The sequence below is a fragment of the Ruegeria sp. H3 genome (genome assembly GCF_056533095.1).
This window is the reverse complement of record NZ_JBQFOD010000023.1, coordinates 22,888-38,097: the sequence shown is the minus strand read 5'-3', so window position 1 is coordinate 38,097 and position 15,210 is coordinate 22,888. Positions and strand designations below refer to the sequence as shown.

At 56.0% G+C, this 15,210-nt stretch carries 19 protein-coding genes; 10 read left to right on the top strand and 9 right to left on the bottom strand.

Annotated elements, in window-relative coordinates:
* Positions 1-261 precede the first annotated feature (261 nt).
* The 3 genes from ACR0JE_RS18960 to ACR0JE_RS18950 all read right to left on the bottom strand — a co-directional run bounded on the left by ACR0JE_RS18960 (position 262) and on the right by ACR0JE_RS18950 (position 4,235).
* A complete protein-coding gene (locus ACR0JE_RS18960) occupies positions 262-1,131 on the bottom strand; it encodes a hypothetical protein (protein WP_480865258.1) in 870 nt (289 codons plus the stop codon).
* Entirely contained in the window at positions 1,124-3,082 is a 1,959-nt protein-coding gene (gene parE / locus ACR0JE_RS18955) for a DNA topoisomerase IV subunit B (protein ID WP_480865257.1), read from the bottom strand. Before parE ends, ACR0JE_RS18960 begins: the two co-directional genes overlap by 8 nt.
* A gap of 160 nt (positions 3,083-3,242) precedes the next feature.
* Entirely contained in the window at positions 3,243-4,235 is a 993-nt protein-coding gene (locus tag ACR0JE_RS18950; protein WP_480865256.1) for a Hint domain-containing protein, read from the bottom strand.
* Positions 4,236-4,403: 168 nt separating this feature from the next.
* Between ACR0JE_RS18950 and ACR0JE_RS18945 the strand changes: the two genes are divergently transcribed.
* A complete protein-coding gene (locus ACR0JE_RS18945) occupies positions 4,404-5,012 on the top strand; it encodes a carboxymuconolactone decarboxylase family protein (protein ID WP_480865255.1) in 609 nt (202 codons plus the stop codon).
* Between the two features lie 4 nt (positions 5,013-5,016).
* Here the strand turns inward: ACR0JE_RS18945 and ACR0JE_RS18940 are convergent, their stop codons facing one another.
* The gene (locus ACR0JE_RS18940) at positions 5,017-5,892 is read right to left on the bottom strand and encodes an alpha/beta fold hydrolase (protein ID WP_480865254.1); all 876 of its coding nucleotides are present in this window, start codon (positions 5,890-5,892) and stop codon (positions 5,017-5,019) included.
* Between the two features lie 123 nt (positions 5,893-6,015).
* Between ACR0JE_RS18940 and ppk2 the strand changes: the two genes are divergently transcribed.
* Positions 6,016-6,936 (top strand): polyphosphate kinase 2, encoded by a 921-nt coding sequence (gene ppk2, locus ACR0JE_RS18935; RefSeq protein ID WP_480865253.1) that lies wholly within the window; start codon positions 6,016-6,018, stop codon positions 6,934-6,936.
* Between the two features lie 122 nt (positions 6,937-7,058).
* Positions 7,059-8,423 carry an MATE family efflux transporter gene (locus tag ACR0JE_RS18930; protein WP_480865259.1) on the top strand — a complete coding sequence of 455 codons (1,365 nt, stop codon included), beginning with the start codon at positions 7,059-7,061 and terminating at the stop codon, positions 8,421-8,423.
* 3 nt (positions 8,424-8,426) lie between these two features.
* Here the strand turns inward: ACR0JE_RS18930 and ACR0JE_RS18925 are convergent, their stop codons facing one another.
* Both ACR0JE_RS18925 and ACR0JE_RS18920 read right to left on the bottom strand, forming a co-directional pair.
* Positions 8,427-8,828 carry a hypothetical protein gene (locus ACR0JE_RS18925; RefSeq protein ID WP_480826749.1) on the bottom strand — a complete coding sequence of 134 codons (402 nt, stop codon included), beginning with the start codon at positions 8,826-8,828 and terminating at the stop codon, positions 8,427-8,429.
* Positions 8,829-8,840: 12 nt separating this feature from the next.
* On the bottom strand, positions 8,841-10,043 hold the full coding sequence (locus tag ACR0JE_RS18920) for a pyridoxal phosphate-dependent aminotransferase (protein WP_480827333.1): 1,203 nt from the start codon (positions 10,041-10,043) through the stop codon (positions 8,841-8,843).
* Between the two features lie 90 nt (positions 10,044-10,133).
* Here ACR0JE_RS18920 and ACR0JE_RS18915 point away from each other — a divergent pair, with 90 nt between their 5' ends.
* From ACR0JE_RS18915 to ACR0JE_RS18905, 3 genes are all read left to right on the top strand, one after another.
* The gene (locus ACR0JE_RS18915) at positions 10,134-10,526 is read left to right on the top strand and encodes a helix-turn-helix domain-containing protein (protein WP_170530768.1); all 393 of its coding nucleotides are present in this window, start codon (positions 10,134-10,136) and stop codon (positions 10,524-10,526) included.
* Positions 10,523-10,780, top strand: a complete 258-nt coding sequence (locus tag ACR0JE_RS18910) for a succinate dehydrogenase assembly factor 2 (protein WP_480865252.1) — start codon at positions 10,523-10,525, stop codon at positions 10,778-10,780. Before ACR0JE_RS18915 ends, ACR0JE_RS18910 begins: the two co-directional genes overlap by 4 nt.
* A 78-nt stretch (positions 10,781-10,858) precedes the next feature.
* Positions 10,859-11,356: a winged helix DNA-binding protein gene (locus ACR0JE_RS18905; protein WP_170530764.1), complete on the top strand. Its 498-nt coding sequence runs from the start codon at positions 10,859-10,861 to the stop codon at positions 11,354-11,356.
* Here the strand turns inward: ACR0JE_RS18905 and ACR0JE_RS18900 are convergent.
* Positions 11,295-12,098, bottom strand: a complete 804-nt coding sequence (locus tag ACR0JE_RS18900; RefSeq protein WP_480865251.1) for a DUF1194 domain-containing protein — start codon at positions 12,096-12,098, stop codon at positions 11,295-11,297. The genes ACR0JE_RS18905 and ACR0JE_RS18900 overlap by 62 nt on opposite strands.
* Positions 12,095-12,523: a VOC family protein gene (locus ACR0JE_RS18895; RefSeq protein ID WP_480542242.1), complete on the bottom strand. Its 429-nt coding sequence runs from the start codon at positions 12,521-12,523 to the stop codon at positions 12,095-12,097. Before ACR0JE_RS18895 ends, ACR0JE_RS18900 begins: the two co-directional genes overlap by 4 nt.
* A 176-nt stretch (positions 12,524-12,699) precedes the next feature.
* Between ACR0JE_RS18895 and thyX the strand changes: the two genes are divergently transcribed.
* Positions 12,700-13,611: an FAD-dependent thymidylate synthase gene (gene thyX, locus ACR0JE_RS18890; protein WP_480865250.1), complete on the top strand. Its 912-nt coding sequence runs from the start codon at positions 12,700-12,702 to the stop codon at positions 13,609-13,611.
* Between the two features lie 56 nt (positions 13,612-13,667).
* Positions 13,668-13,976 (top strand): hypothetical protein, encoded by a 309-nt coding sequence (locus tag ACR0JE_RS18885; protein WP_480865249.1) that lies wholly within the window; start codon positions 13,668-13,670, stop codon positions 13,974-13,976.
* 85 nt (positions 13,977-14,061) lie between these two features.
* On the opposite strand, the gene ACR0JE_RS18880 is transcribed toward ACR0JE_RS18885, so the two are convergent.
* Complete coding sequence (locus ACR0JE_RS18880; RefSeq protein ID WP_008758035.1) at positions 14,062-14,268, bottom strand: cold-shock protein; 207 nt, start codon at positions 14,266-14,268, stop codon at positions 14,062-14,064.
* A gap of 214 nt (positions 14,269-14,482) precedes the next feature.
* Here ACR0JE_RS18880 and ACR0JE_RS18875 point away from each other — a divergent pair, with 214 nt between their 5' ends.
* Entirely contained in the window at positions 14,483-14,800 is a 318-nt protein-coding gene (locus tag ACR0JE_RS18875) for an ArsC/Spx/MgsR family protein (protein WP_480546641.1), read from the top strand.
* A 41-nt stretch (positions 14,801-14,841) separates the two neighbouring features.
* Positions 14,842-15,210, top strand: coding sequence for a hypothetical protein (locus ACR0JE_RS18870; protein ID WP_480826755.1), 369 nt, complete (start codon positions 14,842-14,844; stop codon positions 15,208-15,210).

The following is a 15,210-nucleotide window of genomic DNA, read 5'->3' as shown; positions in this document are numbered from 1 at the left end:
CTGGGGGCTGCGGTCCTGATGGCGGGCGGAGTGGCCCTGATCGGGTTGACGGTGTGAGGGGTGTGCCTGGGGGCTGCGGTCCTGATGGCGGGCGGAGTGGCCCTGATCGGGTTGGCGGTGTGAGGGGTGTGCCGGGCTGAAGCCCGGCGTGCGGGGTGTGGAGACGTGCGACGCTATCGACCCAATGCTTGATGCGAAGCATCAAGCGCGCGCCCGACCCACCCCCATGGGCGGGTGCGTTCCGCACCCATCACATGCTTGCTATTCGTTTAAGAATGGCGTGAGCGTATTTATTTGAACACGCTCCTGAGATCTGAGTTTGGCTTCACATTCGATGGTGACATTTTCACCAGCGTGTATGTACTCTTCTTTTGGAATTCCGAAAAGCCTACGTAGATAAGGATCTAGTTTTTGTGGAAGATATGTCACTACTATTGGTGTCAGCCCAACGACAACAAGAAATGGGATAAACTCGATTAGTGAACGACCTCCAGAGCCATCAGATTCTGAGTTGATTATTGAAGAAACATATTGAACAGAAAAGATCATGCCCACGAATAGTAGGGAAATACCAAGCAATCCTAGTTGCCAAGTATCCGATGGCCGGACAAATGTCTTAGCTTCCAAATTGGGTAAGTTTTTTAAGTCTCCACGCAGTTCTTTTTGGAACGCGCTATCGTGCGCCAAATAGATCGTGAGAGAAGCTCCACGAGGGATGTAGACATCGGACAACGAAATTGCGTCATCTCGTTCTAGCAGTGCCGCATGGGAACCGTTGTTGCTATCGACAACGTGATTTGAGAACACCATGTTTGTGTTCTTTTTGTAAATCTCTATGGGTTTAGCAAAATCTTCGTCTGTCAAGCTTACGTCAGTATTGTTCACCAACGTTATTACGTCGGTTACCAAGCTATTACCTTTCAAATCGCCTTTTGAAACTGAGACAGAGAAGCCTTCGGGCAGATCCGCTGCGACCCTCTCTTTTCGTACCCACTGAAAGAACAGTTTTTTCTTAGTTCTCTCTCTGCGACTTCTGAGCCAAAAAAATGCCCCAATGATTGAGATGGTACTTGCTACGCCGTTGATGTAGTCGCTGTTACTTGAGTAGAGAGAGAAAAGATATTCAAACATCCAACTCCTCCACAAACCGCGCATTCTCCTGAATATACTGGAACCGCAGTTCGGGCTTCTTTCCCATCAGGCGCTCTACCAGATCGCCGGTCTCGCCGGGTTCGTCCTCATCAATTGTGACCCGGATCAATTTCCGGGACGATGGGTCCATCGTGGTCTCTTTCAGGTCCTTGGCGTCCATCTCGCCCAGACCCTTGAAGCGGGACACGTCGATCTTGCCCTTGCCGCCCAGACCTTTTTCCAGCCACTCATCCCGTTCAGCCTCGTCCAGACAATAGACGCGCTTGGCGCCTTGGGTCAGGCGATATAGGGGCGGGCAGGCCAGGTATAGGTGGCCCGCGTCGATCATGGGCCGCATCTGGGTAAAGAAGAACGTCATCAGCAGCGAGGCGATATGCGCGCCGTCCACGTCCGCGTCGGTCATGATGATGATCTTGTCATAGCGCAGGTCGTCGACGTTGAACTTGGTGCCAAGTCCCACACCCAGCGCTTGGGTCAGGTCGTTGATTTCGGCATTGGTGCCCAGTTTCGAACTGGCCGCACCCAGCACGTTGAGAATCTTGCCGCGCAGGGGCAGCAGGGCCTGCGTTTTACGGTCCCGACCCATTTTTGCAGATCCGCCCGCAGAATCGCCTTCGACGATGAATAATTCCGTTCCGTCGCGTGTTGAACTACTACAGTCCACCAACTTGCCGGGGAGACGAAGTTTCTTAGTGGCGGACTTGCGTTGTGTTTCCTTCTCGGCCCGTCGGCGCAGGCGTTCCTCAGCCCTCAGGATGAGGAAATCCAGGATCGCGCCGGCGGATTTCGTGTCCGCGGCCAACCAGTTATCGAAATGGTCGCGGACAGAATTCTCGACCAGCCGTTGTGCCTCGACCGTGGCAAGGCGATCCTTGGTCTGGCCCACAAATTCTGGTTCTGAGATAAAACAGGACACCAGCGCGCAGCCGCCGGTGATCAGATCGTCGCGCGTGATCTGTCCTGCCTTCTTGTTGTTGATCAGCTCACCGTAAGCCTTGATCCCCTTGAGGACCGCCGCCCAGAACCCCGCAACATGTGTTCCACCCTCGGGCGTTGGCACGGTGTTACAGTAGGACTGGATGAACCCATCGCGCGAGGGTGTCCAGTTGATCGCCCATTCGACCTTGCCCGGCGTGTTGAACTTTTCCTGAAAGTCCACGGTGCCCGCAAAGGGCTGCTCCGCATAGGTGGACGAGCCGTTCATCGTCTCCTTGAGGTAGTCGGACAGGCCGCCGGGGAAGTGGAACGTGGCCTCGGTGGGCGTTTCCCCGTCATCGATGGCAGATTTCCAGCGGATTTCCACGCCCGAGAACAGATAGGCCTTGGATCGGATGGATTTGAACAGGCGCGCCGGTTTGAACTTGTGGTGGCCAAAGATGTCGGCATCGGCATGGAAGGTCACGGTGGTGCCGCGCCGGTTAGGCGCTGCGCCGACCTTCTCAACCGGGCCCAGTGGGATGCCGCGAGAGAAGCGCTGTTCAAACAGCGTCTTGTCCCGCGCCACCTGCACGACCATCGAATCCGACAGCGCGTTCACCACCGAAGCCCCCACGCCGTGCAGACCGCCCGAGGTCTGGTACGCCTTGCCCGAGAACTTGCCGCCCGCATGCAGGGTACACAGGATGACCTCCAACGCCGATTTGTCGGGGAACTTCGGGTGCGGGTCGATCGGAATGCCGCGCCCGTTGTCGCGCACGGTCAGGGCGTAATCGGCGTGCAGTTCAACCTCGATCCGGTTCGCGTGGCCTGCGACCGCCTCATCCATCGAGTTGTCGAGGATTTCGGCCACCATATGGTGCAACGCGCGCTCATCGGTCCCGCCGATATACATACCGGGGCGTTTGCGAACAGGTTCCAGCCCTTCCAGCACCTCGATCGAGGAGGCGTCATAGGTGGTGGTTGCTTCGGGCGTCAACAGATCGTCGGGCATGGGTGCTGCTCTTGTTCTTGAGTTTCCCCCATTATGGCAGGGGATGTGGTTCGGGGGAAGAGGGCCACGAGGTGTTGTGTGCAATTTGCGCGCCTCAATCGCCCCATCGTACCGTTTTGCAGCAACAGGGCCGCGTTCGCGGACCGTGCAAGTTAAACCGTTAGAAGGCGACGGGAATTCCGGCAGGGGCACGAAGTGTGGGGTGCAACATCTGCACTTCCCGCGGTTTCAAAACCGGAAGGACCGTTTCTCCGAATGGCCCATCGCGAGACATCAGTTCGGGAAACAGTTCAAAGAGCTCTCGCTTGGTTTCGCGCGCCATCGCGTCCAGGCTGGTGTCCCCGGGGAAAAAGGTTTCAGACCAAAGGCCTTCGACCTGAACCAGCTCATGTTGGTCAAACAGGATATGGATATACTCGACGTCTTGATCTGGCGGATCCTGCGTAACAGATTGCCCGTCAACAAGCCCTTTGGCCGGCGCAAGCATCACCCTATCTCCAAAATACAGTTGCATCTGGTGTGAGGACACGACGATCCGATGCTGCGGTGAAACCAGCAGGTCGCGCGCAGGGCAACCCGGCGATAAACTGTCTTTACCTATGCGGATTGGGCAGAATCTTGGGGATTGCCTCAACTCAGCCGAGGAGAGATGCCGCCGACCGATCCAGCGAACAGGACGGCTGCTACCATCTGCGACGATGACGGGGTCTCCGGGCCTGAGGGTTTCAATGCGCCGTTCGCCGGATGGGGTCAGGATCAAAGACCCGGCAGTAAAGCAGACAAAGGAGGGCAGTGTGTCGTAGTCAACGGGCGGAGCGGTGACGATGGTGTTGTTGGTGTTTGCGATTGTATCGCCAACATTTGCCGTACCAGAGGTGACGATGATGTATTGCGGATTCGAAAACTGAAGCAGCGTGAACGTGACGGGTGAACCGCCGACGGTGCCACTATAGGTCTCGAAGGTCTGAAAGTTGGTCGAGTTGCCTATAAAGCCGGGGACGCCTGAAACATCCAGCTGAGGGCCACCATCGGCATCGGGATCTTCCAAGGTGTCGTCATTGTCGATGACTGCCACTTGAAACGCGTTCAGGACGGTAACGTTGGTCGAGCTCAGCGGGTCGACATTGATTTCGAGTATCGTGACAAATTTCATCTGATTTACTCGCGATAAACAACTTTAATGAAAGTATAAATTCACCATACACGAAATAGGTGCAAAAGCATAATGATGTTCAATCCCAGCGCAGCGAATTCCGGTTTCTCTCGATAGCTCAGAGATTTACGAGTAACCTGCAGGCGGGATCAACTAGGCAGGACGAATATGAGCTGGATCAAAACCGTACCGTTTGAGCAGGCCACAGGGCGGCTGCGAAAACTCTATGACCGGGTGACCGGACCGAACAACAACGTGGATAACATCATGATGGTGCATTCCCTGCGCCCGCATTCGATGGAAGGCCATATGGCGATATACAAGACCGTGTTGCATCATTCCGGAAACACGGTTCCAAAGTGGTTTCTTGAGATTTTGGGCGTTTGGGTCAGTTCTCTCAATCGCTGTGGTTATTGCGTTGAACATCATTTCAGCGGTTTGCAGCGGCTGTTGCGCGATACGCCGCGCGGCGATGCCTTCCGTGCAGCGATTGAGGCGCGGCGTCCCGAAGATGCGCCTTTGGACCCGGCTCAGATTGCTGCGATGCGCTATGCCAGAAAGCTGACCGAAGCGCCGGGGGACATGGTCGAGGCGGATGTGATTGCCCTGCGCGATGCCGGGTGGGAGGATGGTGAAATCCTAGAAATCAATCAGGTTTGCGCTTACTTCTCTTACGCCAACCGGACGGTTTTGGGGCTGGGCTGCTCGACCCAAGGTGATGTTCTGGGGCTGTCGCCAAACAATTCGGATGACCCCGAAGATTGGGGCCATACCTAAGGGCTTAGTCTGCGATCCAATCTAGTATGGCTTGGGCGACAACCTTGGGCCGTTGGTGATGCAGCCAGTGATCGGTGCTGGGGATATCGATGCGGGTCAGGTCATGGGCAAAAGCCTCAAGCCCGGCCGTGGATTCGGGTAACAACGCTTTGTCATGCGACCCCCAAAGCAACAGATGTGGACATTGAACCTGTAAGCGATCCAGGGGCAGTTCGGGCAGGTCAGTGCGCGGTTTTCCGGGGTCAGCGACTACAAGAGGTGAGGCGCGATACCAGTTCAGCATCGCCTCAAGCCGACCGGGGCGCGCCCATTCTGTGCGATAATCCTGCATCCGCGCATCAGACAACCAGTCCAGCCCCATGCCGAACCGAAAGAAACGTTCCAGGCGCGCGAAATGATTTGCGGAAAATCGCTGCGCTGCGTCGGGCGCACGTAGATCGTTGATATAGGCTGAGGCTTTGGATTGCGCGCCACCTGCCGCCATGGCGCGTTGGAACGGCGCGGGGTGGACGCCGTTTGCGATAATCAGCCGGTTGACCAGATCGGGGCGGAACATTGCCAGCCCATAGGCAACCGATGCGCCCCAATCGTGGCCTATGACACATATAGGACCGCCAAGTTGTTCGATCAAAGCCACCATATCTGACACCAACTGGGACAAGGTGTAGTTGCCAACACCTTCGGGGCACCAGCTTTGCCCGTAACCGCGCTGATCTGGGGCGATGCAATGAAAGCGGTGGGTCAGGTGCGGGGCCAGATCGCTCCATGCCCCCCCGTATTCTGGAAACCCATGCAACATCAGCAATGGTGGTTTGTCGCTTTCACCCCAGTGACGCAATATGAAGGGGTGGCCGTTCAGGTCCGCGAATTCCGTGTCCATTTCTACCCCAACTGTTGAACAGCGATAAGATGGGTTTTCCTCACATCTATTTGATGCCGATCAAAGCGCAATTCGACACTTTCTGCTAGCCGTGCAGGAACAACGAGGGAAAGGAAACACTGCATGGACGCCGTAGCAGCACGCGAAGGAAAGCAATCTTCTGTTAAAATTGTCCCAAAGCCTGAGCAGGAGGCTGCTCAGCCCTGTCACGATAAAATCCGTCTGGCGTTCGAAAGCGGCAGATATCCTTACACACACAAGTTGGCGCGTAAGGACTACGAGGCGCAGAAAGCTTTGTTGCAGGCGGAACTGCTGAAAGTACAGCATTGGGCGCAGGAGACGGGGCAGCGGTTCGTGCTGCTATTCGAAGGGCGCGATGCGGCTGGCAAAGGCGGCACGATCAAGCGGTTCATGGAGCATTTGAACCCGCGGCAGGCGCGCGTTGTGGCTTTGAACAAACCCACCTGGGAAGAAAAAGGTCAGTGGTACTATCAACGCTATGTCCAGGAGTTGCCGACGGTCGGGGAAATGGTGTTTTATGATCGGTCCTGGTACAACCGGGCCGGGGTTGAGCGTGTGATGGGGTTTTGCTCGCCGAATGAATATCTGGAATTCATGCGCCAGACACCGGATCTGGAGCGGATGCTGGTCCGGTCGGGTATTCAGCTTTACAAATACTGGTTCTCGGTCACGCAGGATGAACAACAACGCCGGTTCAAAAGCCGCGAAACCGATCCGTTGAAACAGTGGAAACTGTCACCCATCGACAAGGCCAGCTTGAACAAATGGGACGACTATACCGAGGCGAAAGAAGCGATGTTCTTCTATACCGATACTGCCGATGCGCCCTGGACCATTGTCAAATCGAACGACAAGAAACGCGCGCGATTGAATTGCATGCGCCACTTTCTGGCGTCGCTTGACTACCCCGAGAAAAACGAAGCGATCGTTGGTGAGCCTGACCCGCTAATCGTCGGGCAGGCCCATCACGTGATTCACCAGTCCGAGCATATTCTGAGCGCCTCGCTGCATCCCAACACGTGACCTTACAGAATTAAGTTTTGAGGTTGTGAAGCCCACAACCATGCGTCAGCGCATAAGTCTCATGACGATATTTATCTGATCCGCTCTTGCCCCGACTTCGGGCCGCGCATATGGCTGGTCGGATGAACAAGGTGATGACATATCCGGCCCATTTCAAGGCCATCGCTGTGCTGGGCTTGCCGTTGATCGGCGGGCATCTGGCGCAATTTGCGATCGGTTTGACCGATACTGTCATGCTGGGCTGGTACGGGGTCGAAGCTTTGGCGGCGGTGACGTTGGCCAGCAGCTATTTCTTTGTTCTGTTCCTGTTCGGGGCCGGGTTTGGCTGGGCCGTGATGCCAATGGTTGCCACTGCGGCAGCCGAAGAGGATGAAACCAGTATCCGTCGCTCGACACGCATGGGGCTGTGGCTATCGATGCTTTATGCGGCACTTGTTATGCCGTTGTTGTGGTGGTCCTATCCGATCCTAATCGCTTTGAGGCAAGAGCCTCAAGTGGCAGAAACTGCTGCACAATACCTGCGCGTGGCGGGATGGGGGCTATTCCCGGCGCTGTTGGTCATGGTGTTGAAATCCTATTTAGCGGCGTTGGAACGCACCCAGATCGTCCTGTGGATCACGGTTGTTGCTGCCCTTGTGAATGGCGTGACCAACTATGCCTTGATTTTCGGGAACTGGGGCGCGCCAGAGCTTGGGGTGATGGGCGCGGCCATTGCATCAGTGGTCACTCAGATTGTGTCGCTGGTCGCGGTTGTTGCCTATGCGGTTTACGTTTTGCCGCAATACAACCTGTTCCAGCGTTTCTGGCGCCCGGATTGGGAGATGTTTAGAAGCGTTCTGCGCCTTGGTGTACCGATCGGATTGACAACGCTGGCCGAGGTCACACTGTTCGCCACTTCGGCGGTCATGATGGGATGGCTAGGTCAGGTGCCTCTGGCGGCGCATGGGATTGCGTTGAACCTCGCATCGGCCACTTTCATGGTGCATTTGGGTCTATCGAACGCGGCGACCATTCGGGCTGGAAATGCTTTGGGCCGTCGAGATCGTGCACATCTTGAAAAAGGCGCCATCGCAGTGACCATCATGTCACTGGTTATGTCCGTTTTGACGGTGATCCTGTTCCTCACCTGTGCCGAGCCTTTGATTTCCCTGTTTATGGAATCTGATGACCCACAGCGTGGCCAGATCCTGGCCATCGGAACTGGGTTGCTCGCCATGGCAGCGCTGTTTCAACTGGTCGATGGCGCTCAGGTCATTGCGCTTGGCCTGCTGCGTGGCTTGCAGGATGCCAAGATTCCTATGGTCATGGCCGGGCTGAGCTACTGGGTCGTTGGCCTGCCGTCTTCCTACTACTTTGGTTTTGTCCGAGGCATGGATGGAATTGGCGTTTGGATGGGCCTGGTTCTGGGGCTCGCATGTGCAGCCATACTGCTGATGGCGCGGTTCTGGATGCGATCCGTGCGTGAAGTGGGTGTTCCGGCTGAGTAACTGTTAGCCCTTTTCCAGTCGATCCGCCTTTTTTCGAACCAGCACAGATCGCAGATCGTGCATCGCCATCAAGAGCCGGTCGGTGACGTCGTCCAATTGCTCGTCGGTGGCTTTGGATTGTGCCCATTGAGTTGTCACGTTCAGATAATCAACCGCCCGGTGAATATCATCTATGTCACGCTGGGCCAGAAGGGCCTTGCGATCCTCCATCCATCGTGTGATCTCAGCCTTGTCCGCATCTGTCAGGCTACGCTGACCATGTGGCTTGACCTCGCCGTTGCGGATGTTGATCACCGCAATCTGGTCCATCTCGATCCGCCGCTGGCGGTTTTCGGTGTCGACCTTGAACACAGCCGCACCATTCTCGCGGACACGAAAGTAGTATTCGGGCAGTTCGGCCGTCATGAAGGTCTCCGTTCAGGTCAGAGCCGCGCAAAAGCGCTGAATGCGGGTGCAGGCCTCTTTCAAGGCCTCATCTGAGGTCGCGTAGCTGACCCGGAAATTGGGTGACAGGCCAAATGCCGCGCCAAACACCACCGCGACGTCGGCGTCTTCCAGCAGAGCTGTTGCAAAGGCTTCGTCGTTTTCAATCACCGTCCCGGCAGGGGTTGTCTTGCCGATCAGTCCCGCGATGGACGGGTAAACATAAAAGGCACCTTCCGGGGTGGGGCAACTGATGCCGTCGATGGCGTTAAGCATATCGACAACCAGATCACGGCGGCGTTTGAAGGTCACGTTATTGGGGGCCAGGAAATCCTGTGTACCGTTCAACGCTTCGACCGCAGCCCATTGGCTGATCGAACAGGGGTTCGAGGTGGATTGCGACTGTACCTTGCGCATCGCCGCGATCAGGGCCTCAGGCCCGGCGGCATAGCCGATCCGCCACCCTGTCATGGCATAGGCCTTGGATACGCCATTGCAGGTAAGCGTGCGGTCATAAAGCTTGGGCTCGACTTGTGCAGGAGTGCAGAATTCAAACCCGTCATAGGCCAGATGTTCGTACATATCATCGGTCATCACCCAGACATGGGGGTGACGCAACAGAACATCGGTAAGCTCTTTCAGCTCCGCGTGGTTGTAACCCGCACCAGTCGGGTTCGACGGAGAGTTGAAGATCAGCCATTTTGTTTTGGGTGTAATCGCAGCCTCAAGTTGATCGGCAGTCAGCTTGAAATTCGTCTGAAGCGAAGTTTCTGCAATCACCGGAGTTCCGCCCGCCAGCAGAACCATATCCGGATAGCTGACCCAGTATGGGGCAGGAATGACGACCTCATCCCCCTCATTCAGGGTTGCCATCAGCGCGTTGTATAACGTCTGTTTGCCACCCGTACCTACCGAAACCTGTGCGGGAGTGTAGTCGAGCCCATGATCGCGCTTCATCTTGGCGCAAACGGCCTGTTTTAACTCGGGGATGCCGTCAGGCGCGGTGTATTTCGTTTTCCCCGCTGCAATGGCCGCAACGGCAGCATCCTTGATGTTTTGCGGCGTGTCGAAATCCGGCTCACCAGCGCTCAGGCCGATGATGTCACGCCCGGCGGCTTTCAGTTCGGCCGCCTTGGCTGTCATCGCAATCGTTGGGGAAGGTTTGACGCGGGACAATGTCGCAGACAGGAAACTCATGGCGGCCTCGGTTTGTATGTTCAGCCTGACTGTCATAGGGTGCGCCCGAACGACGATCAAGCGATATGAAATCGGAAAGCGGAGACCTGAATGAGCGACGAATACGATTGGTTTGGACCAGACGCGGCGACATTTGGGGATCGGCTGGCAGGTGCGCGAGAGGCGGCAGGGATGAACCAGGCAGAATTGGCCCGTCGCCTGGGTGTCAAGAAATCGACGATTGCCGATTGGGAAAACGACTTGTCTGAACCGCGTGCGAACCGGCTTTCGATGATGGCGGGCATGGTGAATGTATCTATCAAATGGTTGCTGACTGGCGAAGGCGAAGGCATGGACGCGCCCGTAGATGCAGATAGCAGTAATCTGGATATTGCCGGAGCCGTCGCCGAGCTGCGCGCAATTCGCGGCGAGATGCGCGCCTGTTCGGAACGCGCCGCGCGGCTGGAAAAAAAGCTGCGGCTGATGCTGGAAGCAGGCCAATGACCGAGGCGCGCGATATTCGCATCAAACGCATGAAGATGCGGTCGATGCGGCGGGGCATCAAGGAGATGGACCTGATCCTGTCTGCCTATGCTGATCGTAATCTGGACGCGATGGATGTGGCGGGTCTGGATCAGTATGACGCCTTACTGAACGAAAACGATCAGGACTTGTATCAATGGGTGACTGGGCAGGTCTCTCCTCCCGACGCGTTGTCCGACTTGATCGCTGACATCGCTCAGACCTTTCAAAAGTAAGGATAATTCCAGCTTAACTGATTTTTCGGGATTTCGGTTCATCGTGGCGGAAAGAACGCGACGGAATCGGAGGGTCGGATGAGTATGGAATTGCAGGTCTCGGCATCGGGCGCCAAAGGGTTCATGAATAGCTACCTTGAGGCGTTGGCGCTTGTCGAACGGCTGCACCGGCTGCTTTTGGACGTGATCAAAGATGAGTTCGAGCGGGTCGGCGTGCTGGAAATCAACGCCGTTCAGGCGCTGCTATTGTTCAATATCGGCGATCATGAAGTGACGGCGGGCGAGTTGAAAAGCCGTGGATACTATCAGGGCAGCAATGTCAGCTACAATCTGAAGAAACTGGTTGAGATGGGGTATATGCACCACCAGAGGTGCGAAATCGACCGTCGCTCTGTCCGGGTGCGGCTAACGCCACGCGGCCGGGAAATCCGCGATATCGTATCTGAGCTTTTTGCGCGCCATGCGGACGGGTTGCAAAACCGTGGTGTGCTGGCGCAAGAGGGGATCGAAGATATTACTGGATCACTGCGCCGGGTTGAGCGGTATTGGACGGACCAGATACGCTATATCTACTGATACGCGACGATTTGTTTTCTGGCGGGTGCGTCAGACCATGTGCTGGGTTAGTCGAAGGAAGACCTCCGAGTTGTAAACCGCTGAGCTCGCGTTCCAGCTTTCGGCGCATAGCGCGCTCAAAATCCTCGAAACCCTGCGCTACTTCCAGAAACGCGCCCGGCCCGTGCAAAACATTGTTTTCGAAGAACGGGATCAGGAACAGCTCGCCTTCGAAATCGGCTGCGTTGATGACCAGTCCGTTGACCACGACATCACTGAACGGGAAGTGCCGATAGGCGTTTTGTGGGCCATAGCCGTCATTGTTCGATCCGTCCCCTGACAGATCAATGGTCTTGAATAGGCAAGGGGGGGCGCGTTCCAACAAGGCGGCGCCAAAGGCCAATGCGTATCCCATCGCAGTGGCGGATTGGGTGTCCGACCGCTTGGACTGGCTGATTTGTGTTGCGGCGGCCAGAACATCGCCACTGTTTTTGATCATCCGCCAATCCATGATGATATGTTGGACGGACCGTCCGCTCCATTCATAGACTGCAAGCGCGACGGGCATTGGCGACGAAAAGAAGGCGTCATGAACCTCGGGGGCGAGCAGGGCGGCCGCCAAGCCTTGCCGTTGCAGAGCGTCTTCTGCCTCGTCCACCGAAACAGAGATATCCAGCGCCAATGCCAGCGCCAGACGGCAGGGCTCTGCCTGAACGGGGCTGGCCAGGACGGCCAGACCTAGTGCTACAAGGGAGCGGATCACCAGTGCCCGGTACTTTCCATGCTGGCCCAGGGCTCTGCTGGTTCCAGCGCGTCGCCGTTTTGCAGCAACTCAACCGAGATATTGTCGGGCGAGCGGACAAAAGCCATGCGCCCGTCACGCGGTGGACGGTTGATGGCCACCCCATTGTCCTGAAGGTGCTGGCAGGTCGCATAGATATCGTCGACGCCGTAAGCCAGGTGGCCAAAGTGGCGGCTGTCACTTGGCAATGCGTCGTCACCATCCCAATTGTAAGTCAGCTCAATCGGTCGATCTTCTTGCCCCGGCGGTGCCATGAAAATGAGGGTGAACCGGCCCTGTTCGCTTTCGTACCGGCGGGTTTCTTTCAGGCCAAGCAGTTCATAGAACGCCATGGATTTCTCAAGATCCTTCACGCGTACCATGGTGTGAAGATATGTCAGCCCCATCTCGGCAATCCTTCTATTGGAATGAGTTCGCCCTCAGCTTAGCGCGCTGCCGGGACGTGTCGAGGGGGCAGGGAACACAATTCCGAAAAACCGAGCATCAGGCCATATCCTGCGGTTCCAGCGGATGATCTGACGATATATAGTGGGTGGCGACTCAGTATCGAAAGGAAGTTTTCATGCCCCTGTCTGCCGACCAACAGGCCGAGATCGAAGCGCAGCGCGCGCAGTCGCATCAAACACGCCGTGTCGTTGCAACGGGGATGGAAGATCACCTGTATACTGCGCACCAGGTGCTGGACCATGGCTTTGTCCGCGTCATCGACTATATGGGCGATGATGCGGCCATCTGTCAGGCGGCACGCGTGTCTTATGGCAAGGGCACGAAGTCGGTTCAGAATGACGAAGGGCTGATCCGCTATCTGATGCGGCACTGGCATTCGACCCCGTTCGAGATGTGCGAGGTCAAGCTGCACGTTAAACTTCCGGTTTTTGTCGCGCGCCAGTGGATTCGCCACCGGACCGCCAATGTGAACGAATACTCGGCGCGCTATTCTATTCTGGATCGTGAGTTTTACATCCCCGCGCCCGAGCATGTTGCGGCGCAATCCGAGGTGAACAATCAAGGCCGCGGATCAGCTCTGGAAGGGGAAGAGGCGGCGCGGGTTCTGGAAATGCTCAAGGCTGACAGCACCCGCTGCTATGACAATTATGAGGCGATGATCAGCCAGGACGGCCAGCAAGGGCTGGCGCGTGAATTGGCGCGGATGAACCTGCCGGCCAATGTTTATACGCAGTGGTACTGGAAGGTGGATCTGCACAACCTGTTCCATTTCTTGCGCCTGCGCGCCGATCCGCATGCCCAGTACGAGATCCGGGTCTATGCCGATACCATGTGCAAGATCGTGGCTGATTGGGTGCCTTTCGCCTATCGGGCCTTCGAAGATTACCGCCTGGGTGCCGTGAACCTGTCCGCTCAGATGGTCGACAGTTTGCGCCGGATGCTGGCTGGCGAAAGCGTCACTCAGGAAAGCTCGGGCATGACAGCACGGGAATGGCGTGAGTTCGAGACCATTATCAAGGAAAACTGATTCAAAAGCATAGCATTTGTCTATACAGATCGTCATGAAACTGTTACTTTGGTTCTATGACCTATGTTTCGTTTTTTTCCGTACTTGGTCTGGTGTCGGCGCTGGCCGGACCGGCCATTGCCAAAAACCCAATTGCCGAAGTTCTGTGTGAACCGACACAAAGATTGCATGACAAGTTGCAGGCTCAGTTTCGCTCTGCCCGTATAGCAACGGGCATGCGCGGGCCTGAACAGATTATGGAGGTCTGGAGCAGTGATCGCGGCGACTGGACCATGGTTGTGACCTATGCCACCGGTACATCCTGCATCGTTGCGATGGGACAGGACTGGTATTCGCATGCTGAGGATAAGCCAGCACGAGGATAGGGCATTTGCCGGATAGGGGGCGGGTGACGGCCGGAAATTGGCCGCCAACCTTAATTGGAAAACCCTGCGCGGGGCGGGGGCGTCGTTACAACGGTTTCAAATCAGCTGCCATCTGGCGGCCGTCACGTCCGTCCTGCAACTCGTACGAGACTTTCTGATTGTCTGCGAGCCCGGTCAGTCCGGACCGTTCTACGGCCGAGATATGCACAAACACATCTTTGCCCCCTTCGTCGGGGGCAATAAACCCATAGCCTTTGGTGGTATTGAACCATTTCACGGTGCCAGTTGGCATCTCCCGTGTCTCCTTCTACTTTCGCATTGTCCCACAAATAGGTGGGGCGGTGGTTGGCAGAACCGCAAAAGCAGGCTGTTTCCAATGCTGACGACAGCTGATTTTGCATGTTTCACCTTTTTCAACATTGCACGGTGAAGTAAAAAATCAAGAATAACCGCTGGAAACCGGTTGGTTCGCCTAAAATTGAAACAAATACCGAAGCAGGACAAACATGCGTCTTTATGGGCTAAAAAATTGTGACACGTGCCGCAAGGCCTTGAAATCTCTTCCTAATGCTGAGTTTGTGGATGTGCGCGCAGATGGCGTTCCGGAAAATCTGTTGTCGCAGGCTCTTGCCACGTTCGGCGAGGCTTTGCTCAATACCCGTTCGACAACCTGGCGTGGTTTGGAGGATGTGCAGCGTTCCCGCCCCGCAATGGAGTTGTTGAAAGAACATCCGACCCTGATGAAACGTCCACTGATTGAAAAAGATGGTTCGTTGACGTTGGGTTGGACAGCTGAAACGCGGTCAACGCTTGGCGTTACCTGATCAGATGCTTATCTGATCTAACGCAACTGCGAGGATAGTTTATGCGAAACGCCGCAATGATTTTGGGTGTCATCGCCGGTTTGATCGGGATGATTGTTGGGTTCTTTGGGTACGGGTATGTCGAGGCGATCAAGCATTTCGGCGATATTGAAGGCATTGCCGAGCAGGTCGATAACCCCGGTTTGATCCAAACGGCCTCGATCGTTGCGCCATTGCTGGCGATCGCAGGGGGTGCGATGGCCCATGCGCGTGCTCTGATCGCAGGCATCTTGCTGTTGGTTTCAGCTGCGGGGATGTATTATGCGTTTGGGTTTGGTGTCTTCACCATGTTCCCGATTGCGTTTGCCGGCGTTGCCGGGGTGCTTGGGCTCGCCGCTGGAAAACCAGACGAACCCAAGGCGCATTTCTAG